Raw genomic sequence first — 15,375 nt, forward strand, 5'->3', positions numbered from 1 at the left:
GTTCCGACCACCCCCCGTAGAAACGCTGAAGCGGCCCCGTCGCCACAACGGGACCGCTTCCTAGCGATCGACTCGCACCCTGCAAAAGTTCCGAGTCGTGAGCAGCGAGGTGACCTCGTCTGCCGGGTGATGCCCGTGGGCCCTAGGGCCCGCGTGGTCACCTGTACCCAGAGTATGCGCATCAGATTGCGCAACGCCACTACTCCGGGCCGCAGCTAGGTCACATTCGCTGGTCATGGCTCCCCTACCTGGGGAGATGTACCTCTTGCACAGCCCGTCCGACGAGTTCGGGGACTCCCGATTCGAGCGCGCGTGGGAGCCTCCGGAAGAGGTTGTCCTGCGGCGTGAGCTGGTCCGCACTCCGACGCTGCAGCCGGAGGACCTCGGCGTTCTGGCCGAGTTGCTGCTGCGGGATCCGCGCCTGCCGTCGACCATGGAAGCGATCCGCGCTGACCTCCAAGCCCGCGGCTGGAAGATGGGCAAGGACCGCTACAACGCCATCGCGAAGCGGCTGACGACGGCTGGCCACCTCGCGCGCGTCTCGGTCTACGACGAGTCCACCCAGCGTCCGACCTGGGTCACCCGGGTCTACCGGAACCCCGCGAACAACGAGCAGTACGTCGATCTCGGCATCGCCGCATCGCAGCAGGTCAGCGCCGAAGTGCGGGGAACCCGCGATTCCCAGCCTTCCGGATCGCGGGAAACCCGCGTTTCGCCTGGTCAGAGCCGGACTGCGGAAAACCCGCAGTCCGGAGCCGGATCGCGGAAAACCCGCGATCCGGAAACCCGCGTTTCGCCTGGTCAGAGCCGGACTGCGGAAAACCCGCGATCCGCTCCTCCCCCCCCACACCCCCCGGAGGAGGAGGATTCCTCCTCCCCTACCCCTCCCACGCGCACCACGGGGTCGCTTCCGTCACAGAGGGAGGAGGAGGCGGAGTTCTCCCTGGAGGAGATCACTGCGGCTGAGGACTTCTTGCAGCAGATGCAGCGGTGGCAGGCGGGTGCGGCCACTGCCCGCAAGTGCGCGCCGAAGCTGCTGCGCACGATGCGCAAGCAGGGCTGGCCGTCCCTGGCGGGCCTGGATGCTGACCACCGCGGCCTGCTCGAAGCGGAGGTGCTGAAGAACACCGGCGGTGCGACCTCCTGGACGAAGTGCCTGCCCGGGTGGGTGCAGGACCTGCGCCGCTACGCGTTGGTGCGCCCGCAGACCGCTCCCGCGCCGGGCAGCAGCCCGCGGCCGGCATCATCACGCGCCGTCATCGCCGCCTGCACCGGGTGCGATGAGTACGGCTGGCTCCTGGACGACGACGACAGCGGTCCGCAGCGCCGCTGCACGCACCCCGGCATCACCCGCAGCGGCGTGGAGGCGGCCAAGTGACCACCCAGACCCTGGACCAGGCGCAGCAGGAGCAGGCCGTGTCCGTGGACGCGGAGCGCCGCGCGCTGGGCGCCTGCCTGATGGCGACCCCGTCCTACGACCCGGTGGCCGACGTGGCGCGTGCCGTGCGTGAGGGTGACTGGCACGAGCCCGCGCACGAGCTGGTGTGGTCGGCGGTGCAGCGGCTGCACGGCGCCAGCCACCCGACCGGCGTACCGGCCGTGGAGGCGGAACTGCGCCGCACCGGCGGCCTCGAGCGCGTGGGCGGCCTGGCCGGCCTGTCCCAGATCGCGAGTGAGGCGTGCTCCCCGGCTGAGGCCGGCCACTACGCCGATCTCGTGCACGGCTATGCCCAGGTGCGCCGCTATCAGAGCACGCTGGTGCGCGGGATGCAGGGCGCCCGCCTGGCGGACCCGCTGTCGGTGCCGGACGCCATCGCCGCCCATCAGGCGGAGCTGGAGTACCTCGCGGCCGACGGCCAGGCGGACGATGACGACTTCGGCCGGTTCGGTGACCATCTGGACGCCCACCTGGACAGCCTGGCCGTGTCCCTCCCGCCGGCCGCCGTCACCGGCTTCACCGACCTGGACGCCCTGATGAAGCTCATGCCCGGGCAGATGATCGTGGTTGCCGCCCGCCCGGCCATGGGCAAGTCGGCGTTCGCCCTCGGCGTCGCCACCGCGAACGCCCGCACCGGAGCTCCCACCCTCGTGCACAGCCTGGAAATGGGCCGCGCCGAAGTCAGCAACCGCATCCTGTCCGCCCGGGCCCGCGTGGCCTTCCATCACATCCGCGACGGTGTCGACGGCCTGACGCAAGACGACTGGGACCGCCTGGACCGGCACGCCCCCGAACTCCGGGACCTCCCGCTGTGGATGGACTACAGCGCCCGCGTCAGCCCCGCCCGCATCCGCTCGCGGATCAAGTCCATCGTCCGCGAGACCGGCCGGGCCCCGCTGGTGGTCGTGGACTACCTCCAGCTCATGCAGACCGACCAGCGCAACGCCCGGCAGTCTCCCTACGAGCGGGTCACGGAGATCAGCCGCGAACTGAAGATTCTCGCCGCCGACACCGGTGCCGTGCTCATCGCCCTGGCCCAACTCAACCGCGGCCCTGAGCAGCGGCAGGACAAGAGGCCGGCGGTCAGTGACCTGCGTGACTCCGGCGCCCTGGAGCAGGACGCCGATTCGATCATCCTGTTGCACCGCGAGGACTACTACGAGCCCGAGTCTGAGCGGTCCGGGGAGACCGACCTGATCGTGGCCAAGCACCGCAACGGGCCCACGGCCACCGTCACCGTGGCCCACCAGTTCCACTACAGCCGCCTGCGCGACATGTCCGCCGACGAAGAACCCGCCCTCTAACCGCCCTGGACGCCGCTGTGCGGCGAGTTCAGCCCGGCGCCGGGCAACTACCCCGGCCCGGCCGTGAACGCCTTACAGCGGCCCGCACAGTCGATCATGAACGGAGAGCCCCGCACGGGCATCGGAGGCACCCATGCGGGGCCCTGCAGATGTCCATGCGCACCTGCCGCTCCTCTGCCCGGTTCGAGCTGTGGCACGACCTGCGCGAGACGCGCGAGACCTGGTTCCGGCTGGTCGACCCCGACGGCCAGGACCCCACCCCTGAAGGGAGTTGAGTGCCACCGTGGAGATCCATGACGCGATGGAACGCGCCGACCGGGAGTCGTTCACCCGTGAGCCGCCCAAGACGCTCAAGGGCCAGATCGGCTACCTGCTCAAGCAGTTGGGCAGTGCGAAGGCCGTCGCCCAGGAGATCGGTGTCACCGCCGACTCCGTGAACCGCTACCGTCGCGGCGCCCGCAAGCACGCCCGCGCCGACATCGCCGCGAAGATCGACGACGCAGTACGGCAGCGCTGGCAGCCGCAGGTGCGCAAGCGCCGGCAGCGACAGGCCGCGACCACGGGCGGGATCACGGTGGAGACGAGGGCCCGGTTCGGGTACACCGCGCCCATTGGTACGACCGACGACGGCCGTTTCCGCCGCCTCACCGTGCACCTCCCTCCGGAGTACGCCCGCCGCCTGTTCGACGCCCGCAACGCCGGGGCCAGCGACCAGCAGATGCGGCAGATTATCGCCCACGGATTCAAAGAGATCTATTTCCAGGACAGCGGAGCGCGTGCCATGGGACTGTCAGACGTCGTCCTCAACGAAATTGATTACCTGGACCTGGATTTCTGATCAGGAGACCGAAACGGCGAGCATCAATTACCCGTTCCCGAACCGGCCGGCCGCGGCAGCCAGAGCTACGTGCAGGTCGTACGCGAGCGCACGGCCCGCAATCCGTGCCCGGCCGTGCTGCTCTACACCTGTCCGGGCGCGGCGGGGCCGGCACCGAGCACGCGGCGCCCGGCCGGTGGGCGCGATTTCGGTTCGGCGGCCGGGGTGGTGGGGAGGCGTTCGGCGGCGAGCTGGGCGCGTGGCGTGGGTGGCAGCTCGGTGTCTCGCGTGCGGGAGACGTCGGCGCGGTCGGGTCCGGTGCCCAGCGGGCGGCGGTCGGTCATCGCCCGATTCTCGCGGTGCGGCAGGAACTTCTTCTTCACCGCCTCGCCCTGGCGCTGCGGGCCGCCTCAAGGTGCACCCAGCCGTTCATCGTTGCCCTGGCCGGTGCGGCGGTGCTGGTCGCCATGGTGGCTGCCGTTGCCAGTGCCGCCGCCCGGTGAGCCCGGGCGGCGGCCCCGCCGAGGCGGGCGAGGTGATCGGCTCCCCGGGCGAGCGCGTGCTGGACGCCCCTCGCCCGGGCGCAGGGCACCGGCCCGGAGGCCGCCGCCTGACGTCAGTCGGTGCCGGGCGCGGTGTCCGGCGGGGAGGCCTGGCTGGCGATGTCCTGCTCCAGGCGAGCCAGGTCGCTCTGCAACCGCCGGCACAGCTCCAGGGCCTGGCCGGGAACTGCGTCTCGGGCGGTGCCTGCCTGATCGCTGCCCATGGGCCCCGTCTGCCAACCTCGAGGCGGACAGGGCCTTCTTGCTTTCAGCTCATCCATTGGGTGAGGCCATCGGGGCCGGGTCGGCACGAGCAAGGGGTGTCGCGACGAGGGCCGACTCATCGGCCGATCAACTCATTGCTATTACCGTCCGGTTCGGTGTCCGGAGGGCCTGGCAGGGAAGGGGACGTGTCCATGCGGTCGCTGTTCGTGGCCGGGTTCATGGGCGTGGCGGCGGGCTCGGTGCGCTGTGCGGCGTCATCGGTTCCAGAGTCCTCGGGAAGGGCCCGATCATCGAGGACGATGGTGACGGTTTTCTCTTGTACCTGCCATAGCCCCTCTCGCATCGGCACAGGCAATACACCTTCCCGCCACTGAACGTCATATATCCAGTACCGAAACGGCCACCGGGCACTACGGACTGCCACAACCTCCCCCACGTTGCCTTCTTCTATTCGGTGGCTGACTTTGTCGCCCACTTTAAATTCCGGACTCTTCACTCGATCACCTAAAAGATTGACGAAAAACACAAAAGAAGAGATTTTATTGACTTTGCCGTGCGGGCGATAATCGGAACTGCATAGGGGTGGTGTTAGGATTTCCCGATGGGGATTCCAGGGTGCAGCCTTCATCAATGCCACCACCTGCATCATCGGCCGCCGCACTCGGCGCGGCACGTGCCGGCGGCGAGCTGGGACCGAATTACATGGCACGCTTCACTCTTTGGCGGTCGACTGCGAGCAGGCAGCGAGAGTTCGCCCGCATTTGACGGTATGCAGTGGATTTCCTCCTGGCCCTAAGAAGGGTTGCTCGACTACCTGTCAAGTACGTGCGCACCGTGCTGCCAAGGCCACAGCCTGGCCCACTCCCTCTGACTACCTGCTTCAACGGGGCTCCGTTGCTCGCATTCCCGCCCGATGCCCGAGCCACGTCAACTGGCTGGCCGCCAGCGCAGATACGTTAGGGCTTGCAGATCAATAACACGTCGATTTCTGTGCTGCGCCTGCGACGTGTGTCAAGTGGCTGACCTGCGGTGACATCGCACCAAGTAGGCGCCGAGGTCGGCACTACCGGGGCGTAGACCCGCGTGTTGTTCACTACCCGGCCTTGGGTCAAGCCCCGCTGCCCGTTGACCCGCCGGGCCGTCCCGCCCTGACTATCTGGCGATGCGTCAGTACAACGTCCCGCATACCGAGCGCGGCAGGGCGCCGTTTTTATCCGACCGCCAGGTAATGGAATTCTAGCCCCGCAGGCGGTGCGCGACCCCCGGCGAAACCTTCTTTCGCCGGGGGCCACCTGTCACCGCGTGCAATATGCTGCTATTTGACTATCGAGCCATTGCACAGGTTTTACGCTCAGGTCAATCCGCTATCTCGTTCTCCACGGTTTGCGTATCGCGATTGCGGTAGTCGTCCCAATGATAATTCCAGGGATGACCAGGAAGCCGATTGACAATGTCGGCATCGCGAGGTGAGCCACATACATGCTGCTCACGCTGGCAATGGAAGCGATGATGGACCCGATACTGTCGGGTTTACGATCCGGGGAGCGCATTTGTGCCGCCTCTTTTTTAGTTCCATCTGTAACCGGCCATTCCGGCTCCGCAGCCGAAGGCACCGGTGACCCCGGCCAAGCCCCAGTTGACTGGCCCAGCCCAGAAGCCGTACGCGATGACCGGCCCAGCTCCGCCAGCGCCCCATACCGTGCAGGCTCTGACGTAGTGATTGCGATACACGCGGCCACCCGCATGAACAGAAGCGTAATAGACTCGACGCACCGTAGGGTGGCGGTTCACCCAGCGATTGACCCGTCCGCTCGCACGATAGAAATGTCGGCGCAGTGAAGAGCGCAGTGACCACTTTCCATTGAGATCGAAGCAGTTGACGGGATCCGCATGGCAGTAGTCGTAGGCGTTGGCGTTGCCGCCGGGAATGGGGTCTACGGACAGGAAGCGTCCGGTGGACGGGTCGTAGAGGCGCACTCCCATGAGGGTTACGCCGTTGGGGGTTTCGGTGGAGCGTTGTTTGCCGCCGAGCCAGCCGTAGCGGGCGGGGTCGGTGCCGGGCAGGGGGGCACCGTATTCGTCGTAGGTGTTGATCACCGGGGTGGTGTTGTCCACCAGCGGGATCTGCGTGGCGATGTCGCCGTGTATGTTGGCGAGTTGCAGGACGATGTCGCTGCTCGCGCTGGTTGTGGCAATCAGGTTGCCGGCCAGGTCCTGGAGGCTGCGGCTGATGGTGCCGCTGTCCTCTGTGGCCCAGTCCGCGCTGTCGCCGTCGCTGCCGTAGTGGTTGGTCTCGGTGGTGGCTGCGCCCCAGGTGCCATCCTCTGTCTGCTCTTCAGTCTTCGAGGAGGCAAGGCGCCCGGCCGCGTCCAGAATCCAGGTCGTGCGCTTGGAGTTCGCGGTGATCTGGCGGACGAGGTCGTTGGTGTAGTAGGCGTTCTGGGCGCCGCCGGCTTGGGCGGTGGTGCGGCCGAAGGCGTCGTAAACGGTGCCGGGGGCGATCAGCCGGTCGGCGCTGTCGTAGGTCGAGTTGACGGTTGTGACGGTCGGCGTGCCTCCGTCGACATCGTCGAGTGTGGTGGTCAGGGAGGTGCGGTTGGCGTTGTTGTCGAAGGTGTAGGCGCGGTGGGTGGTGACGCCGGCCTGAGAGTCGTCGACTCGGGTCAGGCGGCCTGCGGCGTCGTAGGTGTACTCCTGGTAGGCGCCGCCTCCGGTGTAGGTGGTGCGGGAGACGACCTGGTCGTGGATGGACTTGCTGCTGGTCTCGCCCTGGATGGTCCAGCCGGACTCCCAGTGCCAGTAGCGGGAGGTCTCAGTGCCGGTGGGGTCGAGGTTGAACTCGACGTCCATGTTCCACGGCAGCTTCTCCTTGTAGAGGTGGCCGTCGGAGTCGTAGTAGCCGGTGACGTCGCCGATGGTGCCCATCACCGAGTCGTGGACCCGGGTGGGCAGACCGGCGGGGTTGTCGTAGTCGTAGGTGGCCGTCGACGGGGCCGAGTCGGCGACCCTGATCTTGCGGTCGCGGTTGTCGTACTCGGTGCGGGTGATGTTGCCCGCGCCGTCGTCGTAGGAGATTTCGCGGCCGAGTACGTCGCTGGTGCGGCGGATGGTGGTGGTTCCGTTGGAGACGGTGGCCACCTTGCCGCTGTCCGGGGCGTAGGTGGTGCTCTGGTCCGGGACCGCGGTTCCGACGCCGCCGGTGACCTGGGTTTGCTTCAGACGACCTGCCGCATCATAAGTGTTCGTCGTGGTGCGGGTGACGCCGTTGGCCGTTTCGGTGACCTTGGCTGCGTTGCCCCAGCGGTCGTACTCGGTGGTCTTCAGTGGCAGCTCGGCGGGGTTGGAGCTTCCGCCAGTGATCTTGCCAGCCGGGCCCGTGGAGCACTCCAGATCCGCCCACTCGGGACGGCCGGCGCAGGCACCAGTACCGGTGGCCGACCAGTACCGGGTCACAGTTGCTCCGGCATCGTCTCCAGTGGACTTGGGCAGCGTCGTCTTGATCACGCGCCCCTGGGTGTCGTAGCTGGTCGTCTTGGTCAGCTTGAGCCCGTCGGGGTCGGTGACTTCCTTGACGGGCAGGCCCTTCGCCCAATCATAGGCGGTTGCGGTGGTGCGTATGTCCCCATCGGTCGGGTAGCCGTCGATCGCGGCGCCCACCATGGCGGTGGTGATCTGGTCGCTCACCGCAGCGGTGCCGTCGGTGGGCCGCCCTTCGTCGTAGCGGTTGACGGTGTGCGAGCGCGCGGCGATCTGGGCGCCCGCCGGGAGGTCGGGGCTGTCCCCTGCGCCCTTGAGGGCGCGCGTGAGGGTGATCAGGTGCAGCGGCTCGGACTTTTCCAGCAGGCGCTTGCCGTCGGCGGAATACACCGAGGTGGTGCCGAGCTGGCGGGCGCGTTCGGCTGGGGAGGCACTGAGTATGCCCAGTTCGCTTTGGGTGTTGACCTGGTAGTCGGCATTTCCGAGAGCCAGTTCGCGGTTGGTGGCCGTGAGTTCGAAGACGGCGTTGCCGAACCGGTCGTACTGGGTGACGGTCAGGTGCCGGCCAGGCAGGCCGGTGTTGACGGAACGTCCTGAGGCGTTGGTGTAGGTGACGGTCGCCTTGTCGTAGTCGCCTGCACCCAGGTCGCTTCCGTTGTGGGAGAGCGGCACTTGGTCGGCGGGGAAGACGGCGGTGGCGTCCGTGGGGGCGTCGGTCTGTCCCCACTTGGCCGCCTCTTCGGGCGACACCTGGTTGGGGGCCTTGTTGCCGGACAGGGGCACGTTGTAGATGACGGAGGTGACGGCCTTGCCACCGTCCTGCTCGTTCGTGGTGCCCGCCTTCAGGGTCGGGCGGGAGGCTGCCAGCAGCATGCCGTCTCCGGCCACTGCGTTGTCACCGACCTTGCCATACTCAAACGTCCACGGCAGTTCGCCCGGCGGGGTCAGGCCGGTGACCCGACCGGCGCCGTCGTAGGCGTAGGCCGTCTTCAGCGCCGGGGAGATACGGGGATCCCATTGCTCACGCAGGCGGCCCTGGCTGTCGTACGCGTACTGGGCGATGACCGTGGCCGTGGCGGCGGAAGCGCCGGGATCGGTGGCCCACAGGCGGATCTGCTTGACCTGACCCGCAACGTCACCCAGCGTGTTGCTGCTGGCGGTGGTGGAGGCCGCGTACACGTACTCCAGCATCCGGCAGCCCTTGGTCGACGGCGTCGTTTCGCAGGTCGACTGAGATACGGCCGAGGTCGGCGCGATCACGTACTTGGGCCGGGCCAGCGGCTTGGTGTCCGGGCTGTTCGGGTCCTTCTCCGAGACCACCTTGGTAGTTGAGTTGTCGGTGGGCAGGTAAGTGGTCGACACCTGCCAGGTCGTGGCCGCCGTGCTCACCTTGGCGAACGTGGTGGTGGTGCCCCCCGAGTCCTTCAGCGTGAAGGATTCGGTCAGCTTGCCAGTCAGCGTCAGGTCTTCGGCACCAGTTTCCGGCTTCCAGCCGCCGTCCTTGGTCGCGGTGAACCCGATCTCGTCACCGTCCACGTTCACGACCGCCACCGAGGCGGCCGAGGTCTTGCGCAGGTAGGTCCAGTCGCTGTCGGAGATCTCAGCGGTGGTGCCGGCGGTCCACTGCGGCCCGAAGATCGCGGCTTGTCCCTCCTGCCCGCTGCCGTTGGCCGGGCGGCGGGAGGAGAAGGATCGCGTGACCGTCAGGTCGAAGGCTGAGGCGTCCGTGGCCGACAGGCCGAAGTCGCCGGTGAGCGTGTTCACGCTGCCGGGCCCGACCTCGGCGCTGGGGGCCTGGCCGGCGTTGCGGTCCACCGTGATGGTGCTGGCCGGGGAGGCATCGGTAGTGGTTCCGTCGGTGAACACCGCGCGGACATCCACCGGTCCGTCGACATCCGGGTCATCGGTGATGTTCCAGATCAACGACTCGGCGATGCCGCCCGTGACCTTCGCCGGCCACGCGGCCAGCGCGGAGCCGTCGGCCTTGCGACGGATGTACTTGACCGGGACATCGGTCCAGGTGTCCGTCTCACCGCGCCGGTACTGGTAGCGCACCCCGGTGTCGTTCGCCTTGCCCTCGCCCGCCAACTCGGCACGGCGGGACGGGCGTTCCCCGTCACCGGGAGAGAGCAGAGCGGCGCCGGAACCGGCAAGGAAGGTGTGGCTCGTCTCCGCCGACACGTTGCCTGCCGCGTCCCGAGTGCGGGCGGTCAGGGTGTGCTTGCCCGCGCGGAAGACGGGCTTGCGGCTGACGGCGGCTCCGGTGGTGGCCGCCGACTGCCAGGCGCCCGAGTCCACTTTCCACTGGACTTCCTTCACATCGGTGGCCGGCGGAGTGAAGGTGAACGTGCCGGTGAAGTCACCGTTGTCGTCGGGCGTGCCGGACCACTGACCGGCCGGGAAGTCAGTGGAAGAGATCTTCGTCGTGGACGGAGGCGTGGTGTCGACGGTAAGGGCACGGAAGGTGGACCAGGCGCTGTTCGCATTCCCGTCGTACGAGCGCGAACGCCACTTGTACGTGCCTTCCGGCAGCGCCAAAGGCTTCCAGGACGCCTGCGCGCCGGACGCGACGTAACCACTGGAGCCGGAGCGCAGCGCGGAGGTGCCGTTCTGCGCCCAGACCTCGAAGTCCAGCCGGACCTGTGAGCCGTCCCCGTCCAGGGCCTTCGCCGAAAGGATCGGGGTGGTGCTGTTCGTGGCGCCCTTGTCCGCCGGGGAAATCAGGGTTGGCACGTCGGGTATGGAGTTGTAGGTGACCGAGAGATAGGGCGTGTTGGTGGCGGCGTTGCCGGAGTTGAACCGCTTCCAGCCGTACGGGTCGGACTCGTCTGAAGCGCGCAGGCCCAGGTGATTGGAGCCGTTGCCGTTGGCGGCCCATGCCTTCACCAGCGAGGTCGCATCCGCGCTGACCCAGCCGTCGTTACAGGAGCTGGAGTACCCCTTGGTCTGGGTGCTGGTGGCGTACGTCTGCCCCCAGGTGGGCTGGCTGGTCCAACGGGTGCTGGTACTGGCCGCCCCCGTGCTCACCACCTCCCAGCCCTTGGCCGTGCACGACCAGGAGTGGAACTCGAACAGGTTCAGTTTCGCCGCATTGATCTGCTTCCCGGTGATGTTCTTCATCGGGAACGACAGGAACGAACGGGCCCTCTGCCCGGACCCGTTGTTGCCGATCTTCAGCTCGGTCGCGGTCGACTGGTCGGTGCTGTAGCCCTCCTGAACGAAGGTGTCGAAACTGGCACCGACGTTGATCGACGGGTCGATGGTAACCGGGAACTGCGTCGCCTCATCGGCCAGGAACTCAGCGTCCGGAGTCAGGGTGATGGTGACGATGTCGCCGTCCTGCGAGACCTTCACCCCGACCTTCGCCGTGTGGGTGCGCTCACCCGAGTGCTTGTCGGTGCGGGCGTCCCACATCACCGGGGTCGGCAAGATCCCAGTGATCTTGCCCTTGGCGTCGGTGAAGGTGATCGACCCATCGGCGCGCGCCTTCGCGGTCAGCCCCTCGGCCTTCAGACCGTAGGTGACCTCACCGTTCGCGTCCACGGCGGAATGGCTCTTCAGCTCCAGGAACTGCTCGTAGCCGGTCCGGGTGGCCTCGATGAGCAGGTCGGTGGCGGGCAGAGCGTCCTTGTAGCGGGCGACCGTGCTCTCGGCACCTTCGATGATGGGCTCGGGCAAGGCCCCGTACCAGCCGAGCTGCATCTGCCGACCGGCCTGGTCCTCCATCTCGACCAGCGGCACCGGCGCCCCCGCGCCCTTCCTGCCGGCGCGCTTCAGACCTTTCGGAGCGCTGCTCCTACCGGCGATCGCCAGTGCGTGGGGGTGCCGCTTAGCCCTGATCGATCCGTCGCTGGCCCGTGTCAGGGAGACGTCGATGTCCTGCCATACGCCGTGGTCGTCCTTGAACCGGATCGGACCGGAGTATGCCTGTTCCGTGACCGTGCCGTCAGGGTTCACATAGGTCGTGGACGTTTCCGTACGGGCGCCGGTGACCTCGATCCGCCGGTTCTGGATCTTCGCCTTCAGGCGGGCTGCGGCCTCCGTGGCAGCCGTGGCAGACCCCAGGTCCTTGGATGCCTTTCGAGATTTCTTGGAGTCCTTGCCCGGCAACTCATGTGATAGCGCGACTGCTTGGCCCGAGGACTCGACCGCGATGGCAGCCTCGGCTGCCATCAGCAAAGTCAGCGCCGCTGCCACAGCTCGCAGGCGCCGCACGGACGGCGGCGGCAGTAATGGTCTCTCAACGTTGGCCGCCCCAGGCCGTTCGTCTCTGCCAAAGACATGTGTCATGTAAGTCCCCTGTGTCAGTGCAGTTGTCGTGCCTGCATCAACACAGGAGGATCACAGGTTTCTCGCGGTAAGTCTTAAACCTATCTCGGCGATTTCTTTACCAAGCCCGCCTGAGCGTTGCCCATGGTCAGTAGGTTTGAGTGGATTGATCATGAAGGCCGTCTATGGCCAGGCGCAATAGTGCGAATATTGAACCAATTATTCCACGTCTCCAAATTTACTTTCTTTGTTAATCATTTACTCTGGCCGTGGAGTGTGTCACCGATTTCCAGCCAGTCGTGCCCCATCTGTGGCCAGAAATTTTCGGCAGGAGGCCGCGTCAAGTTCCTGTGCAACAGGGGCCTACTGCCCGGCGGCCCGGCCGTGCTGCGCCCGCGGCCACGCAAGCAACGCCTGGACCTGCCCGACGATGCGGAGATTGTGAGCCTCACACCCCATTTCCCCAGGTAGACGAGGTGAGCCGTGAGGCTGTGAGCCTGTGGGGCAGAGCTCGCGCCCGTGCTTCCGTGCGCCCTGGCCCGGTGCGATCTCTCGGTTTCGGGGCAGTGGGGTGAGTGACGGTGGGTCTGGGCGTGTTGTTGCTGGTGGGTGGCGGTTTAGGGGTGTAGGGCCGCTGTTTTGGATGTGAGAGATTCGTGGGGTATCGCTGTCCCGGGGGTGTTATCGCGTGCGGGGTGACGCTGTCTCAGTTTCGTGAGTTCTGATTCATTGGCTGGCGAGTGTTGGTCTGCTCGGGGGTGTGGATGAGGGAGAGTGGGATCCGGCCTTGGAGGGGGCGGGTGGGGTTTTGCCTGCTGTGTCTGTTCGGGCGTTGCGGGGGCCGGCGGTGCGTCGTCTGCTGGTCCTGCGGCGGGAGGGGAAGCTCACCACTGGGCATGTGAGGTCGGCGGGCTCAAGGGCACCCGTGCTGTGGCCGATGTCCTCGGCGTCTCGCAGCGCACGGTGGAGCGGTACGTGAAGGACCAGATCCGCCGGCCCCGCGCGGACCTTGCGCAGCGCCTGGAGGACGCCGTGCGCGCCCGCTGGCAGCCCCGCATCCGCGAGCGCGCCCGCCGCTAGGCCGCCACCAGCACCGGCCTGATCGTCGACACCCGCGCCCGCTTTGGATTCACCGCCGCGCCCGGCACCACCGACGACGCCCGTATCCGGCACCTCACCCTCGCCCTGCCTCCGCAGTACGCGGCACGCCTTTTCGACGCGCAGGAATCCGGGGCCAGCGAGCAGCAGCTACGGGATATTGCAGCGGAAGGGTTGGGTGACATCTATTTTTGTGACGGTGGCCGCCGCGCGCACGGCCTGGAAATTGAATTTACCGACATTGAACAACTCGAAATCGACCTGTGAGCCGCTCCCGATATGGAACCAGACCTCACCCTGCACTTCAGTTGGCCACTGGGCGCGATAGTTGGCCAGTTGAGCCGTTGGCTTTCCTCGCTGTCCGAACCGCCCAGCAGCGGTGCGGACAGCGAGCGGCGGTGTGCTCCGAGTCGAGCCGCGCACACCGCCGCTGGTCGCTACGCAATCTCCGAAGCCGGAGGCGGCGTCACCAGCCGCGTCGCGCTGGGGTCGACGTCCGGGGCATAGGTAAGGGCTGGGACATCATGGTCCGGCAGCCCGTTCATCTCGACCGCCGCCCGACCGAGCAGGTGCGCGCCCTGTACGGACTGCCCTTCGGCGATGGCGGCGTAGAACCGCGCGGCGTAGGTGATGGCGTCGACGTCGCCGATAGACTTGGCCATGCCGATGGCGAACGGGACGGTCTCGACGAGGCCCTCAGTCTGCGCGGCGGAGTGGCAGGAGTTGAGCACGACCAGCAGCGGCTTCTCATCCACGGCCGCGATGGCCCGGGCGAAGGCGCCGGCGCTGACGATGGCGCTCTCGTGGAAGTCGTCAACGTCCTGCTCGAACTCCAGCAGGTCCTCCCCGCTGTGTCCGGAGAAGTGCACGATGTGAGGACGGAAGCGGGGAAGGGCGTCTAGGAGAGTGTCCGCCGTCGCAGCTGAGTGGACGTCCAGGTCGACCAGGTCCCGGTGTGTCGCCCGCTGCACGATCGTACGGATCCGCTCCTGTTCCCGCCCGATGCGCAGGCTCCCGTCGGAAGCGGCCCCCAGCAGCAGCACCCGCAGCTTCTCCGGCTTCGGAGCCCGCAGTTCCCTCAACACCGTGCGCACCTGCCCTTCCGCCGTCGATAGACGGCTCTCGATCTTCCGCTGTTCGGCCGCGGCGCGGCGCTCCGTCTGCTGCCGCTCGCGCTGGCGGGCCTTCTCCGCAGCAGCTCTCTCGGTCGTCTCAGCCTTGGCCAGCTTCACCGACAGCTCCGAGATCTCCTTGCTGAGCTTGCCGACCTTGATGCTCCAGGTGCCCGCGTCACGACCTGCCTTGTTGGCCTCGTCCTCGTACCGCTGTGCGGCGCGCAGCTTGCTCGCCCTGGTGCTTGCCGTGCTCGCCTTCTCCGCAGCCAACCGCTCCTTGGTTGCCTTACCGCGTCGATCGGCCTCCTTCGTGCGGAATTCGCCGACCTTCTTCTCGGCGGCGGCCCGATCCTTGTTCTTCCGGTCCAGCTGACTCCTGTAGAAACTTACGTTCATGGGCTTCCCTCCCTGTGCTACCTGTCTCACCAGGCTACGAAGCCCCTCTGACATCGCCCGGCCAAGCGTCAAGCGGACACCGGAGTTTGCCCATATGCGATCCGCAGGCCTTTGAGTGATGAGCGATCAAGAGCAGCAGCCGACCCCGCACCACGGCAGGGTCCTGCACGCCCTCCAGGCAATTGGAGGAGGGGCGCTTCACGAAACCTGACCATGCGGCCTCCCGCGGCCCGGCGCTCAAATGGCCAACTGAAGCGCTCGACCACACATCCCAAGGGTGTGGTTCCATTCCAGTATTGGTCTAGAGCTGCAGTTTGAAGCACCGGAGGGGGTGGCCTGGTTCTGCCAAAGGTACATGCTGCATCAACTGATGCAGACTCACCGCCCGGGCCACGCCTCCCCGTTGCTGCTGCTCGGGCCGCAGGCCCGTTGGCCGTCCCGCGCAGCGGGGCCGGCCTGTGGGTGCGCAGCGCCCGCACGGTGGCTGGAGCGCAGCGGAGGCCACCCGCGGGGACGCAGTCCCCGCAGCTCCGGGAGCGCAGCGGACGGAGTGTCACCGGGCTTGCGCAGCAAGCCCGGTGGGCGGGATGCGCACGCGCGCCCGGGGGGGGGGGGGCGGGGGGCCCGGGGGGGGGGGCCCGGGCGGGGCCGGCCGCGGGCGCGGGGGGGGGGCGGCGCGGGCGGGGGCGCGGGG

11 protein-coding genes and 1 pseudogene are annotated in these 15,375 nt (G+C 67.4%); 6 read left to right on the plus strand and 6 right to left on the minus strand.

What is annotated here, in order from left to right:
- Positions 1-256 precede the first annotated feature (256 nt).
- The 4 genes from ACFY3J_RS35080 (at position 257) to tpg (ACFY3J_RS35095) (ending at position 3,580) form a co-directional block, all read left to right on the plus strand.
- Positions 257-1,378 carry a hypothetical protein gene (locus ACFY3J_RS35080; protein ID WP_390842548.1) on the plus strand — a complete coding sequence of 374 codons (1,122 nt, stop codon included), beginning with the start codon at positions 257-259 and terminating at the stop codon, positions 1,376-1,378.
- The gene (locus ACFY3J_RS35085; protein WP_390842549.1) at positions 1,375-2,742 is read left to right on the plus strand and encodes a replicative DNA helicase; all 1,368 of its coding nucleotides are present in this window, start codon (positions 1,375-1,377) and stop codon (positions 2,740-2,742) included. The genes ACFY3J_RS35080 and ACFY3J_RS35085 overlap by 4 nt, the downstream gene beginning before the upstream one ends.
- Before the next feature lie 149 nt (positions 2,743-2,891).
- A complete protein-coding gene (locus ACFY3J_RS35090; RefSeq protein ID WP_390842550.1) occupies positions 2,892-3,017 on the plus strand; it encodes a hypothetical protein in 126 nt (41 codons plus the stop codon).
- An 8-nt stretch (positions 3,018-3,025) separates the two neighbouring features.
- A complete protein-coding gene (gene tpg / locus ACFY3J_RS35095; RefSeq protein ID WP_390842551.1) occupies positions 3,026-3,580 on the plus strand; it encodes a telomere-protecting terminal protein Tpg in 555 nt (184 codons plus the stop codon).
- 122 nt (positions 3,581-3,702) lie between these two features.
- On the opposite strand, the gene ACFY3J_RS35100 is transcribed toward tpg (ACFY3J_RS35095), so the two are convergent.
- Complete coding sequence (locus ACFY3J_RS35100) at positions 3,703-3,903, minus strand: hypothetical protein (protein ID WP_390842552.1); 201 nt, start codon at positions 3,901-3,903, stop codon at positions 3,703-3,705.
- Positions 3,904-3,918: 15 nt separating this feature from the next.
- On the opposite strand from ACFY3J_RS35100, the gene ACFY3J_RS35105 reads away from it, so the two are divergent.
- Positions 3,919-4,062 (plus strand): hypothetical protein, encoded by a 144-nt coding sequence (locus ACFY3J_RS35105; RefSeq protein ID WP_390842553.1) that lies wholly within the window; start codon positions 3,919-3,921, stop codon positions 4,060-4,062.
- A gap of 113 nt (positions 4,063-4,175) precedes the next feature.
- Here ACFY3J_RS35105 and ACFY3J_RS35110 read toward each other — a convergent pair whose 3' ends face one another.
- The 3 genes from ACFY3J_RS35110 to ACFY3J_RS35120 all read right to left on the minus strand — a co-directional run bounded on the left by ACFY3J_RS35110 (position 4,176) and on the right by ACFY3J_RS35120 (position 12,000).
- Positions 4,176-4,325, minus strand: coding sequence for a hypothetical protein (locus ACFY3J_RS35110; protein ID WP_390842554.1), 150 nt, complete (start codon positions 4,323-4,325; stop codon positions 4,176-4,178).
- 116 nt (positions 4,326-4,441) lie between these two features.
- Complete coding sequence (locus tag ACFY3J_RS35115; RefSeq protein WP_390842555.1) at positions 4,442-4,963, minus strand: hypothetical protein; 522 nt, start codon at positions 4,961-4,963, stop codon at positions 4,442-4,444.
- 929 nt (positions 4,964-5,892) lie between these two features.
- The gene (locus ACFY3J_RS35120) at positions 5,893-12,000 is read right to left on the minus strand and encodes a DNRLRE domain-containing protein (RefSeq protein ID WP_390842556.1); all 6,108 of its coding nucleotides are present in this window, start codon (positions 11,998-12,000) and stop codon (positions 5,893-5,895) included.
- A 984-nt stretch (positions 12,001-12,984) separates the two neighbouring features.
- Here ACFY3J_RS35120 and tpg (ACFY3J_RS35125) point away from each other — a divergent pair.
- Positions 12,985-13,437, plus strand: a pseudogene (gene tpg / locus ACFY3J_RS35125) (telomere-protecting terminal protein Tpg); the annotation flags it as partial.
- On the opposite strand, the gene ACFY3J_RS35130 reads toward tpg (ACFY3J_RS35125), so the two are convergent.
- Positions 13,321-13,593, minus strand: coding sequence for a hypothetical protein (locus ACFY3J_RS35130; RefSeq protein WP_390842561.1), 273 nt, complete (start codon positions 13,591-13,593; stop codon positions 13,321-13,323). The pseudogene tpg (ACFY3J_RS35125) and the gene ACFY3J_RS35130 overlap by 117 nt on opposite strands.
- A 14-nt stretch (positions 13,594-13,607) precedes the next feature.
- A complete protein-coding gene (locus ACFY3J_RS35135; RefSeq protein ID WP_390842557.1) occupies positions 13,608-14,681 on the minus strand; it encodes a hypothetical protein in 1,074 nt (357 codons plus the stop codon).
- Positions 14,682-15,375: the final 694 nt, after the last annotated feature.

Source organism: Streptomyces sp. NPDC001231, from assembly GCF_042896885.1.
In the GTDB taxonomy this organism is placed as follows: Bacteria; Actinomycetota; Actinomycetes; order Streptomycetales; family Streptomycetaceae; genus Streptomyces.